General features: G+C 71.1%; 11 protein-coding genes. All 11 read left to right on the top strand.

Translation table 11 applies throughout. The annotated features are described in order from the left end of the window. Positions 1-25: 25 nt before the first annotated feature. The 11 genes from WFQ05_RS02860 to WFQ05_RS02810 all read left to right on the top strand — a co-directional run bounded on the left by WFQ05_RS02860 (position 26) and on the right by WFQ05_RS02810 (position 14,768). A complete protein-coding gene (locus tag WFQ05_RS02860) occupies positions 26-979 on the top strand; it encodes a proline racemase family protein (protein ID WP_337052569.1) in 954 nt (317 codons plus the stop codon). Then, complete coding sequence (locus WFQ05_RS02855) at positions 979-2,091, top strand: FAD-dependent oxidoreductase (protein ID WP_337052568.1); 1,113 nt, start codon at positions 979-981, stop codon at positions 2,089-2,091. Before WFQ05_RS02860 ends, WFQ05_RS02855 begins: the two co-directional genes overlap by 1 nt. Next, a complete protein-coding gene (locus WFQ05_RS02850; RefSeq protein ID WP_337052566.1) occupies positions 2,088-2,333 on the top strand; it encodes a 2Fe-2S iron-sulfur cluster-binding protein in 246 nt (81 codons plus the stop codon). The genes WFQ05_RS02855 and WFQ05_RS02850 overlap by 4 nt, the downstream gene beginning before the upstream one ends. Beyond that, complete coding sequence (locus tag WFQ05_RS02845; protein ID WP_337052565.1) at positions 2,326-3,636, top strand: FAD/NAD(P)-binding oxidoreductase; 1,311 nt, start codon at positions 2,326-2,328, stop codon at positions 3,634-3,636. The genes WFQ05_RS02850 and WFQ05_RS02845 overlap by 8 nt, the downstream gene beginning before the upstream one ends. Next, positions 3,633-4,538, top strand: coding sequence for a dihydrodipicolinate synthase family protein (locus tag WFQ05_RS02840; RefSeq protein ID WP_337052564.1), 906 nt, complete (start codon positions 3,633-3,635; stop codon positions 4,536-4,538). The genes WFQ05_RS02845 and WFQ05_RS02840 overlap by 4 nt, the downstream gene beginning before the upstream one ends. Positions 4,539-4,703: 165 nt before the next feature. Continuing rightward, positions 4,704-6,302 (top strand): aldehyde dehydrogenase family protein, encoded by a 1,599-nt coding sequence (locus WFQ05_RS02835; protein ID WP_337052563.1) that lies wholly within the window; start codon positions 4,704-4,706, stop codon positions 6,300-6,302. Next, entirely contained in the window at positions 6,299-7,501 is a 1,203-nt protein-coding gene (locus WFQ05_RS02830; protein ID WP_337052562.1) for a Xaa-Pro peptidase family protein, read from the top strand. Before WFQ05_RS02835 ends, WFQ05_RS02830 begins: the two co-directional genes overlap by 4 nt. 94 nt (positions 7,502-7,595) lie before the next feature. Further along, entirely contained in the window at positions 7,596-9,431 is a 1,836-nt protein-coding gene (locus tag WFQ05_RS02825) for a DUF885 family protein (RefSeq protein ID WP_337052560.1), read from the top strand. After that, positions 9,431-11,236: a DUF885 family protein gene (locus tag WFQ05_RS02820; protein WP_337052559.1), complete on the top strand. Its 1,806-nt coding sequence runs from the start codon at positions 9,431-9,433 to the stop codon at positions 11,234-11,236. Before WFQ05_RS02825 ends, WFQ05_RS02820 begins: the two co-directional genes overlap by 1 nt. Positions 11,237-11,316: 80 nt before the next feature. After that, positions 11,317-12,888, top strand: coding sequence for an APC family permease (locus WFQ05_RS02815; RefSeq protein ID WP_337052558.1), 1,572 nt, complete (start codon positions 11,317-11,319; stop codon positions 12,886-12,888). A gap of 260 nt (positions 12,889-13,148) precedes the next feature. Further along, positions 13,149-14,768, top strand: coding sequence for a DUF5597 domain-containing protein (locus tag WFQ05_RS02810; protein ID WP_337052557.1), 1,620 nt, complete (start codon positions 13,149-13,151; stop codon positions 14,766-14,768). The last annotated feature ends 41 nt before the right edge of the window (positions 14,769-14,809 follow it).

Raw genomic sequence — 14,809 nt, 5'->3', positions numbered from 1 at the left:
GCGCATCGGATGGGAGCATCCTCGGATGCACAAGATCGACGTGATCGACTCCCACACCGCTGGCGAACCGACCCGGGTCGTGGTCGCCGGTTTTCCCGAACTTGGCGAGGGCGACCTGGCGCAGTGCCGCGAACGCTTCGCCCGCGACTTCGATCGCTGGCGCAGCGCGATCGCCTGCGAACCGCGCGGCTCGGACACGATGGTCGGCGCGCTGCTGCTGCCGCCGCGTCGGGCCGATGCCTGCACCGGCGTGATCTTCTTCAACAACGTCGGCTACCTGGGCATGTGCGGGCACGGGACGATCGGCGTGGTGCGGACCCTGGCCGAGCTCGGCCGGATCGGTCCGGGCCAGCACCTGATCGAGACGCCGGTCGGCACGGTCGGCGCCTCGCTGGAGGCCGATGGCCGGATCGCGATCGACAACGTGGAGAGCTATCGCCACGCCGCCGCGGTGGCTGTGCAGGTCGCCGGCTACGGCGAGGTCACCGGCGACATCGCCTGGGGCGGCAACTGGTTCTTCATCACCGAACAATCGCCGTGCGCGATCGACCTGGGTCACCAGCGTGCGCTGACCGTCTACACCGAGGCGATCCGGCAGGCGCTGGAGGCCGCCGGGATCACCGGGGCCGACGGCGGGGAGATCGACCATATCGAGGTCAACGGCCTGGCGCCGGACGGCAGCGGTCAGGCGCGCAACTTCGTGCTGTGTCCGGGGCTGGCCTACGACCGTTCACCTTGCGGGACCGGCACCAGCGCCAAGCTGGCCTGCCTGGCGGCCGATGGCAAGCTGGGCGAAGGGGAGCTCTGGATCCAGCAAGGCATCCTAGGCAGCGTGTTCGAGGGCAGCTATCGGCGCGGCACGCGCGGCATCCTGCCGCGCATCGCCGGCACCGCCCACATCACCGCCCGTGCGCAGCTGCTGATCGATCCGGCCGATCCTTTCGCCTGGGGCATCGGCGCGGAGCCCAAGGCGCCGTAATGCGCCGCTACGACCTCATCGTCGTGGGTGCGGGCATCGTCGGCGCCGCCTGCGCGGCCGAGGCGGCCGGCGAGGGCCTGAGCGTCGCCCTGGTCGAGCCCGGGCCGATCGGTGGCGGCGCCACGGCCGCGGCGATGGGGCATCTGGTGGCGATGGACGACGATCCGGCCGAGCTGGCGCTGTCGGCCTACTCGCTGCGCCTGTGGGAGCGTTACGCGCAGCTGGTGGAGGCCGAGTTCAGCCGGTGCGGCACGCTTTGGGTCGCGCGCAACCCGCGCGAACTGGCCACGGTGCCGGCCAAGATCGACCGTCTGGCCCAGGCGGGCCTGCACGCCGAGCAGCTCGACGCGACGCAGCTGTACCGGTTCGAACCCGCCCTGATCGAGGGCCTGGCCGGCGGCATGCGTGTGCCGGGCGAGGCGGTGGTGTATCCGCCGCGCATGGCGCGGCACCTGGTGGATCAGGCCGTCCAGGCCGGCGCGCGCCTGTACGCGGGCCGGCACGTGGCGACGCTGGTTCCCGGCGGCGTGCGCCTGGACGACGGCGAGGAGCTGAGCGGTGTAGTGCTGGTGGCCACCGGCGTAGCGCTGCCGCAGCTGCTGCCCGAGCTGCCGATGCGGCCGCGCAAGGGCCAGCTGGCCATCACCGATCGCTATCCGGGGCTGGTCCACCACCAGCTGCTGTCGCTGGACTACGCCGATTCGGCGCATGGCGACGCCGACACCAGTGTGGCCTTCAACGTCCAGCCACGGCCGACCGGCCAGCTGCTGATCGGTTCGTCGCGGCAGTTCAACGTCGCCGATCGCCAGGTCGATTGGCCGCTGCTGCGGAAGATGCTGCGCCAGGCCTCGGCGTTCCTGCCGGTGCTGCGCGAGCTGCAGGTGATCCGGGTCTGGACCGGCCTGCGTCCGGCCACGCCCGATGGGCGTCCGTACCTGGGCCCGGTGCCCGGGCGGCGCGAGGTGTGGGTCGCGGCCGGACACGAGGGACTGGGCGTGACCACTGCGCTTGGCACCGCGCGCCTGGTCGTCGATGGTCTGCTCGGACGCGCGCCGGAGATCGACCCGGCGCCGTACCTGCCCAATCGGGCGATCACAGGCAAGGCGGCATGAGCGCCCGCCTGCATCTGACCGTGGATGCGCAGCCCGTGGAGGTGCCGGCGGGCGCCACCGTGGCGGCCGCCGTGGCGATGGCCGGCGGGCCATTTCGCCGCTCTCGCAGCGCTGAGCCACGCGCGCCCCTGTGCGGCATGGGCGTGTGTTTCGAGTGCCGGGTACGCATCGATGGGCTCGCCCACGTGCGCGCCTGCATGACGCCGGCGCGCGAGGGCATGCAGGTGCGCACCGATGGCTGAGTCGGTGCGCGAGTACGACGTGCTGGTGGTCGGCGCCGGCCCGGCCGGACTGGCGGCGGCGCGGGCGGCCTGCGCGCGTGGCGGTCGGGTCGGCCTGGTTGATGCGCAACCCCGAGCCGGCGGTCAGGTCTGGCGCCACGACATCGGGCACGGGGTGTCGGCGCGCGCGCGGCGCGCGATCGCCGCCGTGGTGGGGCAGGGGATCGAGTTCCTCGCGCAGGCCGAGATCGCCCTGGCCCAGCCGGGGTGGCTGCTGGCCGAGGGGCCGGCCGGCGCGCTCGAACTGCGGTACCGCAGCCTCGTGCTGGCCACCGGCGCGCGCGAACTGCTGCTGCCGTTCCCTGGCTGGACCTTGCCCGGCGTGACCGGCGCGGGCGGCGCGCAGGCGCTGGCCAAGCAGGGATGGCCGCTGGCGGGCAAGCGCGTGCTGGTCGCCGGCAGCGGGCCGCTACTCCTGGCCAGCGCGGCCACGCTGCGCCGCCACGGGGCGCAGGTGCTGGGCATCCACGAACTGGCCGGCGCGGCGGCGTTGGCGCGTTTCGCGCTGCGCTTGCCGCGCTGGCCGGGCAAGGCCGCCCAGGCGCTGGCGCTGCGGGCGCGGCTGGCCGGCGTGGACTACCACCACGACAGCGTGGTCGTGGCCGCGCATGGCCAGACGCAGCTGCGCGAAGTCGAGATCGAGGGTCCGCGCGGCCGCCGCCGCATCGCCTGCGATCAGCTGGCGGTCGGCTATGGCCTGGTGCCCAACGTGGAACTCGCCCAGCTGCTGGGCTGTCGCCTGGACGACACCGGCACGCATCCGTGCGTGGCCGTGGATGCGCAGCTGCGCAGCAGCGTGGACAACGTCTTCGCTGCTGGCGAGGCCTTGGGGATCGGCGGTGTGGACTGCGCCCTGGTCGAAGGCGCCATCGCCGGGCACATGGCCGCCGGTGACCTCGACGCCGCGCAGGCGCTGCTGCCGCGCCGCCGCCGGGCACGCGCCTTCGCCGGCCTGCTGCAGCAGACCTTCGCGCTGGATGCCCGCGTCCACGGCCTGGCCAGGGACGACACCCTGGTGTGCCGGTGCGAGGACGTCCCGCTGGGCCGGCTGCGCGGCTTCAGCGACGCGCGCGAGGCCAAGCTCGCCTCGCGCTGCGGCATGGGCGCCTGCCAGGGCCGCATCTGCGGGGCCGCGCTGGCCGAACTGGGCCTGCTGGATCCCCGACTTTCCACCGATGGCGGCCGCCGGCCGCCGTTGTTTCCGGTCCGCCTCGCGACGCTGGCCGACTCCTTCACCGACGACTCGCAAGGGATATACCCATGAGCAATGCCGCTTTCTGGAAGGGCGTCCTGCCCGCCATCACCACCCCGTTCAATGCCGATGGCAGCGTCGACCATGCCTTCCTGGCCAGGCACGCGCTGCAACTGGTCGAGGCCGGCTGCACGGCGATCGTGCCGCTGGGCTCGCTGGGCGAGGCGGCCACGCTGTCCTTCGAGGAGAAGATCGCGATCATCCGCACCCTGGTGAAGGCCGTCGACGGCCGCGTGCCGGTGGTGCCGGGCATCGCCTCGCTGTCCACCGATGAGGCGGTCAAGCTGGCCCAGGCCGCCAAGGCGGCGGGCGCGGGTGGCCTGATGGTGCTGCCGGTGTACGTCTACACCTCCGACTGGCACGAGGCCGGCGCCTACGCGCGCGCGGTGCTCGGCGCCACCGACCTGCCGTGCATCCTCTACAACAATCCGGTCGCCTACCGCACCGACATCCTGCCGGCGCAGATCGCGCAGCTGGCCGGCGAGTTCCCCAACCTGCAGGCGGTCAAGGAGTCCTCGGGCGAGATCCGCCGCTTCGCCGCGATCAAGGAACTGCTGGGCGATCGGCTGGTGCTGCTGGTGGGCATGGACGATGCCATCGTCGAAGGTCTGGCCATGGGCGCGCAGGGCTGGATCGCCGGCCTGGTCAATGCGTATCCGGTCGAGTCGGTGAAGCTGTTCGAACTGGCGCGCGACGGCGGCTATGCCGCGGCCGCCGAGCTCTACCACTGGTTCCTGCCGCTGCTGCGCCTGGACACGGTGCCCAAGTTCGTCCAGCTGATCAAGCTGGTGCAGGCCAAGGTCGGCATGGGCAGCGAGACCGTGCGCGCGCCGCGCCTGGTGATCGAGGGCGCCGAGCGCGAGGCCGTGCTGAAGGTGATCGACCACGCCATCGCCGCCAAGCCATCGCTGTGATCCAACGCGGCGTGTCTGTCGGAGCTACCAGCCCCGACAGACGCGCAGCGAGAACACCGGGGCGCCGCGCAGGGGATGCGGCGTGCCCGGCCTGCTGTGCTTCCGGCCGAAGGCGATGCATGCCCAGGCCGGGGCCTTGAACACCCAAGCCGTGAGAAAGATCCGATGAACGAGGCGATCCAACCTGTCCTGCTGGCCGGCCAGTGGCGGCCCAGCCTGGGCGCTGCCGGCCATTTCCGCGCGGCCGACCCGACCACGGGCGAGGCGATCGGCCCGCTGTTTCCGGTCAGCGGCGCGGCGGACGTGGAGGCGGCGGTGGCCGCCGCCAGCGTCGTGGCCGCCGAGCTGACCGCCACGCCGCCCGAGCGGATCGCGGCGTTTCTCGAGGCCTATGCCGATGCGCTGGATGCCGATGCCGACACCCTGGTCGCGCTGGCCGCGGCCGAGACCGCGTTGGCGGCGCCCACGCGCCTGCGTGGTAACGAGCTGCCGCGCACCAGCGGTCAGCTGCGCCAGGCCGCGCAGGCCGTGCGCGACTACAGCTGGACCCAGCCGACCCTGGATACGGCCGCCGGCCTGCGCGCGCACCTGGCACCCTTGGGCAAACCGGTGCTGGTCTTCGGCCCGAACAACTTCCCGTTTGCCTTCAATGCGATCGCGGGCAGCGACTTCGCCTCGGCGATCGCCGCGCGCAATCCGGTGATCGCCAAGGCGCATCCGCTGCATCCGGCCACCAGCCAGCGCATGGCGATGCTCGCGCACGTCGCGCTGGGCAAGGCCGGTCTGCCGGCCGCGGCGGTGCAGATGCTCTATCACTTCGACAATGCGCTCGGGCTCAAGCTCGCAGGCGATCCACGCCTGGGCGCGATCGGCTTCACCGGCAGCCGGGGTGGCGGGCTGGCGCTGAAAGCGGCGGCCGATGCGGCCGGCATTCCGTTCTATGCCGAGCTGTCCAGCGTCAACCCGGTCTTCCTGCTGCCCGGCGCGCTGGCCGAGCGCGGCGACGCGCTGGCGCAGGAGTTCTTCGCCTCGTGCACGCTGGGCAGCGGCCAGTTCTGCACCAATCCCGGCGTGGTGATCGTGCCGCGGTCGGCGGCCGGCGATGCCTTCGTCGCGGCGGCCACCGCGCACTTCGCCGGCGCCGCGCCGATGGTGCTGTTCTCGCAGGGCGGCGTGGACCATCTCGCCGCCAGCGTGGCCACGCTGCGCCAGGCCGGCGCGGCGGTGCTGGCCGGCGGCGCGAGCGGGCAGGGCGGTGGCTTCCGCTTCGCGCCGACGCTGCTGAGCGTGGACGCGCGCGACTTCATCGCTCAGCCGCAGGCGCTTCAGACCGAGGCCTTCGGGCCGGTCGGCCTGCTGGTGCGGGTCGGCGATGCGCAGGAGATGGTCACGGTGGCGCAGGCCTTCCAGGGCAATCTCACCGGCACGCTGTATCGGGCCAACGATGGCGGCGACGATGCGGCCTGGCAGGCGATCGCGCCGGTGCTGCGCGTGCGCGTCGGACGCCTGATCAACTCCAAGATGCCCACGGGCGTGGCGGTCAGCGCCGCGCAGAACCACGGCGGGCCGTTCCCCAGCACCGCGCATCCCGGCTTCACCGCGGTGGGCATGCCGGGCGCGATCCGCCGTTTCGCCGCGCTGCACAGCTACGACGCGGTGCCCGACGCGCTGCTGCCCGTCGAACTGCGCGACGCCAATCCCGCTGGCGTGCAGCGCCTCGTCGATGGCGTGTGGACCACGGCCAGCCTGGGCGATGCGGCATGAGCGCGCAGATCGCTCATCTCACGCTGGAGCAGGCGCAGGCGCAGCTGGTGCCATGGCCCCACCGCGCACCGGCCATCAGCGAGGCGGAGTACCAGGCGCGCATCGCCCGCGCACGCACGCTGATGCGCGAGCAGGGCGTGGACGCGCTGCTGGTCAACGCCGGCGCCTCGCTGCGCTACTTCGCCGGGGTGCCCTGGGGCGCGAGCGAGCGTCTGGTCGCGCTGCTGATCACCGCCGAGGATGCGCCGGTGCTGGTGTGCCCGGCCTTCGAGGAAGGCTCGCTCGATGCGGTGCTCAAGGTCCCGGCCGACAAGCGCCTGTGGCAGGAGCACGAGGATCCTTGCGCGCTGGTCGCCCGGGTGATGGCCGAGCGCGGCGCGCGCACGCTGGCGCTGGACCCGACGGCCGCCCTCTTCATCCACACGGGCCTGCGCGCCCACCTGGACGCGGCGCTCATCGGCGATGCGCACGCCATCATCGACGGCTGCCGCATGTGCAAGTCGCCGGCCGAGCTGGCCCTGATCCAGCAGGCCTGCGACATGACCCTGCTGGTCCACCGGCTGGCGGCCGGCATCGCGCGCGAGGGCATCGGCACCGACACCTTGGTGCGCTTCATCGATCAGGCGCATCGGGCCCTGGGCGCGGACAACGGCTCGACCTTCTGCATCGTGCAGTTCGGCCACGCCACCGCCTTCCCGCACGGCATCCCGGGCGTGCAGCACCTGCGGCAGGGCGAGCTGGTCCTGATCGACACCGGCTGCACGGTGCAGGGCTACCACTCCGATGTGACCCGCACCTGGATCTTCGGCACGCCCAGCGCCGAGCAGGCGCGGATCTGGGCGCTGGAACAGGCCGCCCAGGCCGCGGCCTTCGCCGCGGTCCGTCCTGGCGCCACCTGCGCGTCCATCGACGATGCCGCGCGCGCGGTGCTGGAGGCCGCAGGCCTGGGCCCCGATTACCGCTTGCCCGGCCTGCCGCATCGCACCGGCCACGGCTGCGGCCTGGCCATCCACGAGGCGCCGTACCTGGTGCGCGGCAACCAGACCGTGCTGCGGCCGGGCATGTGCTGCAGCAACGAGCCCATGATCGTGGTGCCGGGCCGCTTCGGCGTGCGGCTCGAGGATCATTTCCACGTCACCGAGGACGGCGCGCGCTGGTTCACGCCGCCATCGCCGGCGATCGACCGGCCGTTCGCATGAGCGGCCATCGCCTGCTTGTCAGTTGCGGCGTCGGCGCCTGGCCTGGCATCGGGCTGGCCTTGACGTTCGTGAGCACCGCCACCGGAGTCTACGCATGAAGCTGATCCGCTCCTTCGCCGCGAGCGTGCTGGCCGCGGCGCTGTTCACCGCCTGCCAGCCGGCATCGCCGCCACCGGCGGCCACGGCCAAGCCGGTCGTGGACAGCGCGCAGGCCGCCAAGGCGTGCGATGCGCTGCTGGACGAGCAGTGGCAGTACCAGCTGGCGCACAGCCCGGAGTTCGCCAGCATCATCAGCGACCGGCGCTACAACGACCGCTGGACCGATTACTCGCTGGCGGCCGTGCAGGCCGATCGGGCGGCCACGGCCGCGCTGCTCGAACGGTTCGAGGCCATCGACGGCAAGGCCCTGGACGAACAGCGCCAGCTGAGCCTGCAGATGATGCTGCGCCAGCTGCGCGACAAGCTCACCGGGATCGACCTGAAGACCTACGAGATGCCGCTGGAGCCGGTCGGTGGCATCCAGCTGGCGCTGGCCGGGCAGGGCGACGCGTTCCCGTTCGAGAATGCCAAGGATTACCAGGACTACATCAAGCGCCTGCAGGCCATTCCCGCGCTGCTGGACCAGATCATCGAGGTCTCGCGCCAGGGGGCGAAGGACAAGCTGGTCCAGCCGCGTTACCTGCTCGAACGCCTGCCGGCGCAGATCACCAGGATCGCCGCGGCGGCCGGCGCCGAGAGCGCCTTCGCCTCGCCGCTGAAGAAGCTCGACGGGGCCGTGCCGGATCCGGCCCAGCGCGAGGCCATCCGCGCGCAGCTCATCGCCGCCGTCGATGGCTCGGTCCGCCCCGCCTACCGCAAGCTGGCCGCGTTCGTGAAGGACGAGTACGCCGCGCAGGGCCGGGAGCACGAGGGCATCTGGTCGCTGCCCGATGGCGACAAGCGCTATCTGTTCGCGATCCATACCCAGACCACCACGAACAAGTCGCCCGAGGAGATCCATCAGATCGGCCTGCGCGAGGTGGCGCGCATCGAAGGGCAGATGAGCGCGATCGCCAAGGCGCTGGGCTATCCGGACTTGGCCAGCTTCCGCAAGGCGGTGGCAACGGACAGGCGGCATTTCGCCAAGTCGGGCGAACAGATCCTGGCGCTGTACCGCGGCTACATCGCCAACATGGAACCCGAGCTGCCCAAGCTGTTCGGCCACCTGCCCAGCACGCCGCTGGAGGTGCAGGGCATGCCGGCCTTCCGCCGCGAGGCCCCGGGCGCCGAATACTGGCAAAGCAACCCGGAAGGCACCCGGCCCGCGATCGTGATGGTCAATGCCAACGATGCCACCGAGCGCACCCTGGTCAACATCGAGACCACCGCCTATCACGAAGGCGTGCCGGGCCATCATCTGCAGATCTCGCTGGCCCAGACCCTGCCGCTGCCGCCGTTCCGCCAGCAGGCCGGATACAACGCCTTCATCGAGGGCTGGGCGCTGTACGCGGAGCGCCTGGCCGGCGAGGTGGGCTTCTACAAGGATCCCTACAGCGCCTATGGCCACCTGGCCGGCGAGCTGCTGCGCGCCAATCGCCTGGTGCTCGACACTGGCGTGCACTACAAGCGCTGGACGCGGCAGCAGATGGTGGACTTCTTCCACGCCCATCCTTCCGATGACGAACCCAGCATCCAGGCCGAGACCGATCGCTACATCGTCTGGCCCGGCCAGGCGCTGGGCTACAAGCTGGGTCAGCTGGACATCCTGGCGCTGCGGGCCAAGGCCCAGGCCGCGCTGGGCGCCCGGTTCGATATCCGCGCGTTCCACGATGCGGTGCTCGGCGGCGGCGCCATGCCACTGGACCTGCTCGATGCGCGCATCGACGCCTGGATCGCCAAGACCCAGGCCGAAGCGGATCCCACCCCCACACCTGCCGCGAAGGAAACCTGATGGCCCTGCGCACGCCGCTGTCCGTCGCCTTGCTGCTCGTCCTTGGCGTTGGCGGCCTCACGGATCCGGCACAGGCGGAAAGCGCGGCCACGCCGGCCAGCGTCGCGCCGCCCAGCGACGCGGGCGCGCGGTTCAAGGCGCTCTACACCCGCGAATGGACCTGGCGTCAGGAGCAGACCGCCGGCGCCGATGACGAGAACGGCGACAGCCGCGCCGCCGACCACCTGCCCAAGGTCGATCCCGCCACCCAGGCCATGCGCATGGCCTATTGGCAGCAGGTGATGGGCGAGCTCGACGCGATCCCGCAGGCGCAGCTCTCGGCCGAGGACCAGGTCAACTACCAGGTCTACCGGCAGCAGATCGAGGTCTTCCTGGACCAGCAGCGCTTCCGCGCCTGGGAGATGCCGTTCAACAGCGACACCGCGTTCTGGACCAACTTGGGCTTCACCGCGCGCGGCACCTTCCACACGGCCGACGACTACCGCCGCTATCTCAAGCTGCTGGCCGACATCCCGCGCTATTTCGACGAGCAGACCGTCAACATGCGCGCCGGACTGGCGCGCGGCTTCAGCCAGCCGCGCGTGACCCTGACCGGGCGCGACCAGTCGATCGCCGATGTGGTCGATGCCCAGGGCGAGTCCAATCTGTTCTACACGCCGTTCAAGCAGATGCCGGCCGCGATCCCCGCCGCGCAACAGGCGCAGCTGCGCGCGCAGGCGCTCGCGGCGATCGACGGCAGCGTGATCCCGGCCTACGCCAGGCTGCTGAGCTTCATACGCCAGGAGTATCTGCCCCACGCACGCAGCACCCTGTCCGCCGAGGCGCTGCCGGACGGCAAGGCCTACTACCGCGCGCAGATCCGCGAGTTCGTCACCGAGGACATGGAGCCCGAGCAGATCCACCAGATCGGCCTGCGGGAAGTGGCGAAACTGCGCGAGCAGATGCAGCAGGTCATGGACGAGGTGGGCTTCAAGGGCGGCTTCGCCGACTTCCTGGCCTTCCTGCGCACCGACCCGCAGTTCTACGCCAAGACGCCGCAGGAACTGTTGAACCACGCCGCCTGGATCGCCAAGGCCATGGACGGCAACCTGGCCAGGTACTTCGGCCGCGTGCCGCGTCAGCGTTTCACCATCAAGCCGGTGCCCGACGACCTGGCGCCGTTCTACACCGGCGGGCGCGGCGGCATGGATACCTACTGGCTCAACACCTACAACCTGCCGTCGCGGCCGCTATACGTGCTGCCCGCGCTGACCCTGCACGAGTCCTCGCCCGGCCATTCGCTGCAGATGTCGCTGGCCGCCGAAGACACCGGCCTGCCGGACTACCGCCGCTACAACTACATCTCCGCCTACGGAGAAGGGTGGGCGCTGTACTGCGAGTACCTGGGGCAGGAGATGGGCATGTACACCACGCCCTATGAGCGCTTCGGCTACCTGACCTACCAGATGTGGCGGGCCGCGCGCCTGGTGATCGACACCGGCGTGCACCACGAAGGCTGGACCCGCGAGCAGGCGCAGGCGTATCTGCGCGACAACGCCGCGCTGAGCGAGCACGAGATCACCACCGAGGTCGATCGCTACATCGCCTGGCCGGGCCAGGCGCTGTCTTATTACCTGGGTCAGGTAGAAATCCTGAAGCTGCGCAGGAAGGCCGAGTCCGCGCTGGGCGAGAAGTTCGACATCCGCGCCTTCCACGATGCCGTGCTGTCGCTGGGCTCGGTGCCGCTGCCCGTCCTGGATGCGCGCATCGATCGTTTCATCGCCGAAGGCGGCAAGTCGCCATGGGCGGAGCCTGCCGTGCACTGAGCCGTCGCGCCACGCCTCTGCCTGTCCGCTGCGGCGCCTGGGCTGCGGCGACAGGCGCCCACCCAGTCCCGGGGGACCCCATGGCAACCGCAGGAAAATTCCACAAACGCCTCAGCCTGACCGACCTGACGTTCATCGGCCTGGGCTCGATCTTCGGTTCGGGCTGGCTGTTCGCCGCCAGCCACGTGTCCTCCATCGCCGGGCCGGCCGGGATCGTGTCCTGGATCATCGGCGGTATCGCGGTCTTCCTGCTGGGCCTGGTGTACTGCGAGCTGGGCGCCGCCTTGCCGCGTGCCGGCGGGGTGGTGCGCTACCCGGAGTACTCGCACGGCACGCTGCTGGGCTGGCTGATGGGCTTCATCACCCTGATCGCCTTCTCCAGCCTGATCGCGATCGAGGTGGAGGCCTGCCGGCAGTACGCGGCGGCGTGGTTTCCCTCGCTGAGCCAGGCCGGCAGCTCGCGTCCGAGCCTGGCCGGCTGGCTGCTGCAGCTCGCGCTGCTGGCGCTGTTCTTCCTGCTGAACTATTTCAGCGTCAAGACCTTCGCGCTCGCCAACAACGTCATCAGCGTGTTCAAGTTCCTGGTGCCGCTGCTGGTGATCGTGCTGCTGCTCGCGCACTTCAACGGCGACAACCTGCAGAGCCAGGGCTTCGCGCCGGCCGGCGCGGCGGGCGTCGAGGCGGCGATCTCGGCCGGCGGCATCATCTTCGCCTATCTCGGCCTGACCCCGATCGTGTCGGTGGCCAGCGAGGTGCGCGATCCGCAGCGCACCATCCCGATCGCGCTGATCCTGTCGGTGGCGCTGTCCACCGTGATCTACGTGCTGCTGCAGCTGTCCTTCCTGGGCGCCGTGCCGGGCGATGCGCTGGCGGCGGGCTGGGCAGGCATGGACCAGCGGTTCTCGCTGCCGTACCGCGATATCGCGCTGGCGCTGGGCCTGGGATGGCTGGCGACCCTGGTGGTGGCCGATGCGGTGATCTCGCCCAGCGGCACGGGCAACATCTACATGAACGCCACTCCGCGCGTGGTCTACGGCTGGGCGCGCAGCAGTCGCTTCCTGCCCGCGCTGACGCGCGTGGATGCCAAGTCGGGCATCCCGCGTCCGGCGCTGTGGCTGAGCTTCGGCCTGTCGGTGTTCTGGACGCTGCCGTTTCCCTCGTGGGAGACGCTGATCGGCGTGGTCTCGGCGGCGCTGGTGCTGAGCTATGCGATCGCGCCGGTCACGGTGGCCGCGCTGCGGCGCGGTGCGCCCGAGCTGGAGCGCCCGTTCCGGGTCAAGGGCCTGGCGGTGCTGGGGCCGCTCTCCTTCATCGTGGCCGCGCTGATCGTCTACTGGTCCACCTGGCCGACGGTGTCGTGGCTGTTGGGCCTGCAGGTGCTGATCTACATCGCTTACGTCCTGTCGCAGCTGCCGTCCGCGCCGCGCCGCGCACACGTGCTGCGCCAGGTGCGCAGTTCGGCCTGGCTGATCGCGTTCTTCGTGCTGGTGATGGCCGTGTCTTACCTGGGCAGCTTCGGCGGCATCGGCGCGATCGCCCATCCCTGGGACACGGCCTGCGTGGCGGTAATCGCCTGCGGCATCTATCACTGGGGCGCACGCAGTGGCCTGCGTGGCCACGAGCTGGTGCTGGAGGAGGACGACGGGCAATGAGACGCGAGCCGAAGCCGAGCGCAGCGATGCGGCGTGCAGGAGCGCGCATGCATGCCTTCGCCGCGTCGCCGCTGCGGGCCGGTCCCGGCGGCGCCAACGCAACGCAGGCAACGGCCGATGACGCGCGCGCGCTCGGTCTACGCGCACCGTCGCTCGCTCCACCGGCCACTTCGACTCCGTCAGCCGCCGTCGGTACGACTTCCTCGTCTTTCACCACAGGGCGGCGCCACGCCGCACCGGAACATCTTGGGTCCCTCACCATGACCGCATCTGGCTTCAACATCCGCCGCGGCGCGCTCCGCTGGTCTCTCCGCCGGGCCGTGACCGGGCTGCTCCTGTTCGGCCTGTGCGCCACCGCCACGGCGCAGGAACTGCCGCGCCTGATCCGCGCGCAGGACCGCTACGCCTTGCTGGTGGACGGCGCGCCCTACACGGTGCTGGCCGCCCAGCTGCACAACTCCAGCGCCTGGCCGGCCGTGCTGCCCGGTGCGCTGGACCAGGTGGTGGCCCTGCACGCCAACACGGTCGAGGCGCCGGTGTACTGGGAGCAGTTCGAGCCATCGCCTGGCCGTTACGACACCACCAACCTCGATGCCTTGATCGCACAGGCACGGCAGCGCGACCTGCGCGTGGCGCTGCTGTGGTTCGGCAGTTGGAAAAACGGCCAGATGCACTACGTCCCGGAATGGATCAAGCGCGACGCCACCACTTACCCGCGCGCCCTGGACGAACGAGGACAGCCGACCGAGGTGCTCTCGCCGCATGCCAGCGTCAACCTCGAGGCCGACCAGCGCGCCTTCAGCGCGTTGATGGCGCATCTGCGCAAGATCGATGGCCAGCGCCACACGGTGATCCTGGTCCAGGTGGAGAACGAGCCGGGCGCGATCGGCGCCGTGCGCGACCATGGCGCCGCCGCCAACGCCGCCTTCGCCCAATCGGTGCCGGCGGCGATCACGGCCCGCCTGGGCAAGCCGGCCGGCACCTGGCAGCAGGTGTTCGGGCCGGACGCCGAGGAGGCCTTCAACGCCTACGCCACCGCGCACTACATCGAGCAGGTCGCCGCCGCCGGCAAGCAGGTCTATCCGCTGCCGATGTACGTCAACACCTGGCTGCGCTACAAGGGCAAGAAGTACCCAGGGCTGGATTACCCCTCCGGGGGTGCGACGGTGAACGTGTTCGAGCTGTGGCGCGCGGCGAGCCCGTCGATCGACTTCATCGGCACCGACATCTATACCAACGACTACAACGAATACACCAAGGTGATCGGGCAGTACGCGCGCGCCGACAACCCGGCCTGGGTGTCCGAGACGGGCTTCGAGCCGGGCACCGCGCCGTATCTGTTCCATGTGCTGGGGCAGGGTGGCATCGGCTTCTCGGTGTTCGGCGTGGACGGCGCCGACTCGCCGGAGAAGCAGGCCGCCAGCGCGGCGCACGCGGCCAACTTCGGGCTGCTGGCGCCGATGCAGCGGATCCTGGCCAAGGCCGCGTTAGAGGGACGCCTGCAGGCCGTGGCCGAGCAGCCCGGCCAGCCGCGGCGCACGCTGCGCTTCGGCGACTGGGAGGTGCGCGTGTCCTACGGCGCGCCCGCCTGGGGCGATGCCGATCCGATCCTGCCCGGCAACAGCGACCACGCCGGCCGGTTGCTGGTGGTGCAGACCGCGCCGGAGCAGTTCCTGCTGACCGGCTTCGCCGCGCGCGCGGAACTGGCGCGCGTGGCCGACGATGGTCGGCACGGCCAGTTGCTGCGGGTGGAGCAGGGCCGTTACCAGGACGGGCAATGGCGGTTCGAGCGCCTGCTCAACGGCGACCAGACCGATTACGGGCTCAACTTCGGGCGCAAGGATCCGCCGGTGCTGCGGGTCACGGTCGGCACCTACTGACCCCGCGCGCGCCGATCCAGCGCGGCCGGCGCGCCGCGCTT

Source organism: Pseudoxanthomonas sp. USHLN014, assembly GCF_037153335.1.
In the GTDB taxonomy this organism is placed as follows: domain Bacteria; phylum Pseudomonadota; class Gammaproteobacteria; order Xanthomonadales; family Xanthomonadaceae; genus Pseudoxanthomonas_A; species Pseudoxanthomonas_A winnipegensis.
Note: the sequence above shows the minus strand (reverse complement) of the source record. Positions and strands in the feature narration are given on the sequence as shown.